Origin of the sequence: Streptomyces sp. AB3(2024), from assembly GCF_041862025.1 — a bacterium.
In the GTDB taxonomy this organism is placed as follows: domain Bacteria; phylum Actinomycetota; class Actinomycetes; order Streptomycetales; family Streptomycetaceae; genus Streptomyces.
In genome coordinates this window covers 1-4850 of the sequence record NZ_JBGWAB010000254.1, presented here as the reverse complement: position 1 = coordinate 4850, position 4850 = coordinate 1, and the positions used below count along the sequence as shown (strand labels likewise).

Genomic DNA, 4850 nt, shown 5'->3' with positions numbered 1-4850 from the left:
CCCGGCCACCCAGATCAAGTGGGGCCTGGACTACATGAACTCCCGCTACGGCAGCCCCGTCGGCGCCTGGAACTTCTGGCAGAACAACCACTGGTACTAAACCACCGGTACGAAACCACCCGTGGACCGCGCACAGCGCACACAGCGCACCGCAGACACACGAAGGCCCCGGTGGCCGGCCTCCCCAGGTCCGGCCACCGGGGCCTTCCGCGTCCCATCCCAAGGGGTCAGTGGGCGCCTGCGGGACTCACAGGCGCTGGATGATCGTCCCGGTCGCCAGCGCGCCTCCCGCACACATGGTGATCAGGGCGAACTCCTTGTCGCGCCGCTCCAGCTCGTGCAGCGCGGTGGTGATCAGGCGGGCGCCGGTGGCGCCGACGGGGTGGCCCAGCGCGATGCCGCCGCCGTTGACGTTGACCTTCTCCAGGTCCTGGTCGAAGACCTGGGCCCAGCTGAGGACGACGGAGGCGAAGGCCTCGTTGATCTCGACGAGGTCGATGTCCCGCAGGGACATCCCGGCCTTGCCCAGCACGGCCCGCGTCGCGTCGATCGGCCCGTCCAGGTGGTAGTGCGGATCGGCGCCCACCAGGGTCTGGGCGACGATCCGGGCGCGCGGCTTGAGCTTGAGGGCGCGGGCCATCTTGCGCGAGGCCCACATCACGGCGGCGGCGCCGTCGGAGATCTGCGAGGAGTTCCCGGCGGTGTGCACGGCGGTCGGCATGACCGGCTTGAGCCGGGCCAGGCCCTCCATGCTGGTGTCGCGCAGCCCCTCGTCCCGGTCGACCAGCCGCCACATGCCATGCCCGGCCGCCTGCTCGGCCTCGGTGGTCGGCACCTGGACGGCGAAGGTCTCGCGCTTGAAGCGCTCCTCCGCCCAGGCGGCCGCGGCCCGCTCCTGGGAGAGGACGCCGAGGCGGTCGACGTCCTCGCGGGTCAGCCCGCGGCGGCGGGCGATCCGCTCGGCGGCCTCGAACTGGTTCGGGAGGTCGACGTTCCACTCGTCGGGGAAGGGCTTGCCCGGACCGTGCTTGGATCCGGAGCCCAGCGGGACCCGGCTCATGGCCTCGACTCCGCAGGCTATGCCGATGTCCATGACCCCGCCGGAGATCATGTTGGCGACCATGTGGTTGGCCTGCTGGGAGCTGCCGCACTGGCAGTCCACCGTGGTCGCGGCGGTCTCGTAGGGCAGCCCCATGGCGAGCCAGGCGTTGCGGGCCGGGTTCATCGACTGCTCGCCGGCGTGGGTGACGGTGCCGCCGACGATCTGCTCGACGCAGTCGGGCTGGATCGCGGTACGGGCGAGGAGCTCGCGGTAGGTCTCGCCGAGGAGGTAGGCGGGATGGAGGTTGGCCAGGGCTCCCCCGCGTTTCCCGATGGGGGTGCGTACGGCTTCGACGATGACGGGTTCCGCGGCCATGAGCTCGTCCTCTCCTGCACATCCTGCACAGCGCCGGCACGGCGGGCCGTCCCGGCGCCCCGCCTGAACTAGTACGCGTTCTAGTTCTCCCCCGCAGTCTTATGACCCGAACCCCCGGCACGCAAGGGTCGTGCACGCGCCTTACACGGATTCCACACGCAACAGGTGGCGCGAGAGGCCTTGTGACTTCTAGAACTCGTTACTACCTTCGAGCCAACTTCTGATGGGCCGTCAGACCCTCGTCAGACCTTGGAGTCGCCCGATGCCCTGCCCCGCGCTTCCCGACGGCTTCGACGCCACCGACCCCGACCTCCTCCACGACCGCGTCCCCTTGCCGGAGTTCGCGCAGCTGCGGCGGACCGCGCCGGTGTGGTGGTGCCCGCAACGGCGGGGCGTCACCGGCTTCGACGACGAGGGCTACTGGGCCGTCACCCGGCACGCGGACGTCAAGTACGTCTCCACGCACCCCGAGCTGTTCTCCTCCACCACCAATACGGCGATCATCCGCTTCAACGAGCACATCCAGCGCGAGCAGATAGACGCCCAGCGGCTGATCATGCTGAACATGGACCCGCCGGAACACACCCGCGTACGCCAGATCGTGCAGCGGGGCTTCACCCCCCGGGCCATCCGCGGCTTGGAGGCGGCCCTGCGCGACCGGGCCCGGAAGATCGCCGAGGAGGCTGTGGCCGCCTCCGCCGACGGCAGCTTCGACTTCGTCACCCAAGTGGCCTGCGAACTCCCCCTCCAGGCGATCGCCGAGCTGATCGGCGTCCCCCAGGAGGACCGGGCCAGGATCTTCGAGTGGTCGAACAGGATGGTCGCCTACGACGACCCCGAGTACGCGATCACCGAGGAGGTCGGCTCCAACGCGGCCGTGGAACTCATCGGCTACGCGATGAACCTGGCCGCCGCGCGCAAGGAGTGCCCGGCCAAGGACATCGTCACCCAGCTCGTGGCGGCCGAGGGCGAGGGCAACCTGCGCTCCGACGAGTTCGGCTTCTTCGTGCTGCTACTGGCGGTCGCCGGCAACGAGACCACCCGCAACGCCATCAGCCACGGCATGCACGCCTTCCTCACCCACCCCGAACAGTGGGAGCTGTACAAGGCCACCCGGCCGGCTACGGCCGCGGAGGAGATCGTGCGCTGGGCCACCCCCGTGGTCTCCTTCCAGCGCACCGCCACCCGGGACACCGAGCTGGGCGGCCAGAAGATCAAGGCGGGCGACCGGGTGGGGATGTTCTACTCCTCCGCCAACCACGACCCCGAGGTCTTCGAGAACCCCGAGGTCTTCGACATCACCCGCGACCCGAACCCCCACCTCGGCTTCGGCGGCGGCGGCCCGCACTTCTGCCTCGGCAAGTCCCTCGCCGTCATGGAGATCGACCTGATCTTCAACGCCCTGGCCGACGCCCTCCCCGACCTGCGCCTGGCCGCCGACGGCCCGCGCCGGCTGCGCGCGGCCTGGCTCAACGGCATCAAGGAGCTCCGGGTCAGCTCCCGTTGACCCGCGGACCGGGGCGGCGGGGGCCGTCCACCTTCCACGCCCCGGCCCCCGCCGTCCGCCGCTCGCCGTGCGGGACACCGCGCCCGAGTGGCGGGATCCCCGCGACTGCCCGATCCTGACAGGACGCGGCGATCCACCGAAGGGGCGCCGGGGCACCACTGCCCCGGCCCCCCTTCGGCCCGTTGCGGGCGCGCGGCTTCGGGCCGTTGCGGGCGCGCGGTTTCGGGCCGTTGCGGGCGCGCGGTTTCGGGCCGTTGCGGGCGCCGCTCGCCGGCCGGGCTCCGGCGGGGGGCCGGGTAAGGTCCGTCGCCCGCGGGGGCCCCGGCGGGGGGCCGGGTCAGGCCGTGCGCAGGATCGCGCAGGTCGTCGTACCGTGCGCGTAGAGCTTGCCGTCGAGGGTCCCCACGACGCGCGCCTCGGCGGTGGCCGTCGTCCGGCCGACGTGCAGGGCGCTCCCCTCGCAGCGCAGCGGCGGGGTGTCCGCCAGCACCGGACGGATCATGTGAACGCCCAGCTGGACCGTGGTGTAGGCGGTACCGGCCGGGAGCCGCGTCATCACCGCGGAGCCGAGCGCCGAGTCCAGCAGGGTGGCGAGGAACCCGCCGTGGACCGTGCCCATCGGGTTCAGCAGGTGGTCGCCCGGGTCGCCCTCGAAGACGGCGAAGCCCTCCCCGACGTCGGTGAGACGGAAGCCCAGGGTGCTCATCATCGAGGCCGCGGGCAGCGTGCCCTTGAGGGCCGACCGCAGGACGTCCAGACCGCTCATGCCCAGGATCTCAGGGGTGAGTTCGGGCCGCGGCCGCCAGGTGTGGGTGCGGGTGCGGGTGTTCTCGGCGGTGAGGTTCTCGTACGTGGTCATGGCACCGACCCTAGGCACCGCCCCGCCGCGCGCACGAGTGACGGATCCGGCAGCATCCGCATCACTTCCGACAGCGCCCGTCCGGGCCGGGCGACCGTAGGCTGACCCGCGTGAAAATCGCCGTACTGGCCCTCGACGGGGTCTTCGACTCCGGGATCTCGGCCGTCCTGGACGTACTGCACTGCGCGAACGCCCTGCGCGGGCAACTCGCCGGAGCCGCGCCCCCGGCCTTCGAGATCCACACCGTCGGCGTGCGCCGGCGGGTCCGTACGGGGCTCGGGCACCGGATCGACGCCGAACCCGCCTCCGCGGCGCAGGGCGCCGGACTCCTCGTGCTGCCGGCCCTCATGGAGCGCCGCCCGGCCGCCCTGCTGGAGACGGTGGCCTCGCCCGCCCACCGCTCCGCGCGCCGGCTCCTCGCCGAGGCCCGCGAGCGCCGCACCCCGCTCGCCTCCTCCTGTACGGGAACGTTACTGCTCGCGGAGTCCGGGGTGCTGGACGGACTGCGGGCCACCACGAGCTGGTGGCTCGCCCCCGTGTTCCGCGACCGCTACCGCCGGGTGACCCTGGAGGAGGCCCGGATGGTCACCACCTCGGACGGGGTCACCACGGCGGGCGCCGCGTTCGGCCACCTCGACCTGGCGCTGTCCGTCGTCGGCATGCGCAGTCCGGCCCTGGCCGACCTCGTGCGGCGCTACCTGGTGGTGGACGACCGGGCCTCGCAGGCCGCGTACGCGATCCCCGGCGCGATGGCCCGTCACGACCCGCTGGTCGCCGCCTTCGAGCAGTGGGTGCGGGCCCGGATCGCGGAACCCCTGTCCATCGCGGAAGCCGCCCGCGACCTGGGCGTCAGCGAGCGCACCCTGCAGCGCACGATGGCCCGCACCCTCGGCTGCTCCCCGATCCGCCTGGTCCAGGACCTTCGGGTGGAACAGGCCGAACACCTGCTGCGCACCACCGCCCTGCCGCTCGCGGCGGTGGCCCGACGGGTCGGCTACGAGAGCCCCGGCCCGCTGCGCGCGCTGCTGCGCCGCCGCTCGGGGAGCGGGGCGGGGCGGGGCGGGCCG

4 protein-coding genes and 1 pseudogene are annotated in these 4850 nt (G+C 72.6%); 3 read left to right on the top strand and 2 right to left on the bottom strand.

From position 1 onward, the window contains the following. Nucleotides 1-100, top strand: a pseudogene (locus ACEPPI_RS39855) (lytic transglycosylase domain-containing protein); the annotation flags it as partial. A gap of 147 nt (nt 101-247) precedes the next feature. On the opposite strand, the gene ACEPPI_RS39850 reads toward ACEPPI_RS39855, so the two are convergent. Then, a complete protein-coding gene (locus tag ACEPPI_RS39850) occupies nt 248-1417 on the bottom strand; it encodes a steroid 3-ketoacyl-CoA thiolase (protein WP_373920140.1) in 1170 nt (389 codons plus the stop codon). 262 nt (nt 1418-1679) lie between these two features. Between ACEPPI_RS39850 and ACEPPI_RS39845 the strand changes: the two genes are divergently transcribed. Beyond that, nucleotides 1680-2924 carry a cytochrome P450 gene (locus tag ACEPPI_RS39845; RefSeq protein ID WP_373920139.1) on the top strand — a complete coding sequence of 415 codons (1245 nt, stop codon included), beginning with the start codon at nt 1680-1682 and terminating at the stop codon, nt 2922-2924. 337 nt (nt 2925-3261) lie between these two features. Here ACEPPI_RS39845 and ACEPPI_RS39840 read toward each other — a convergent pair whose 3' ends face one another. Continuing rightward, nucleotides 3262-3783 (bottom strand): PaaI family thioesterase, encoded by a 522-nt coding sequence (locus ACEPPI_RS39840; protein WP_373920138.1) that lies wholly within the window; start codon nt 3781-3783, stop codon nt 3262-3264. Nucleotides 3784-3893: 110 nt separating this feature from the next. Here ACEPPI_RS39840 and ACEPPI_RS39835 point away from each other — a divergent pair. After that, nucleotides 3894-4850 (top strand): GlxA family transcriptional regulator (locus ACEPPI_RS39835; protein WP_373920137.1); only part of this gene is annotated, 957 nt, incomplete at its 3' end.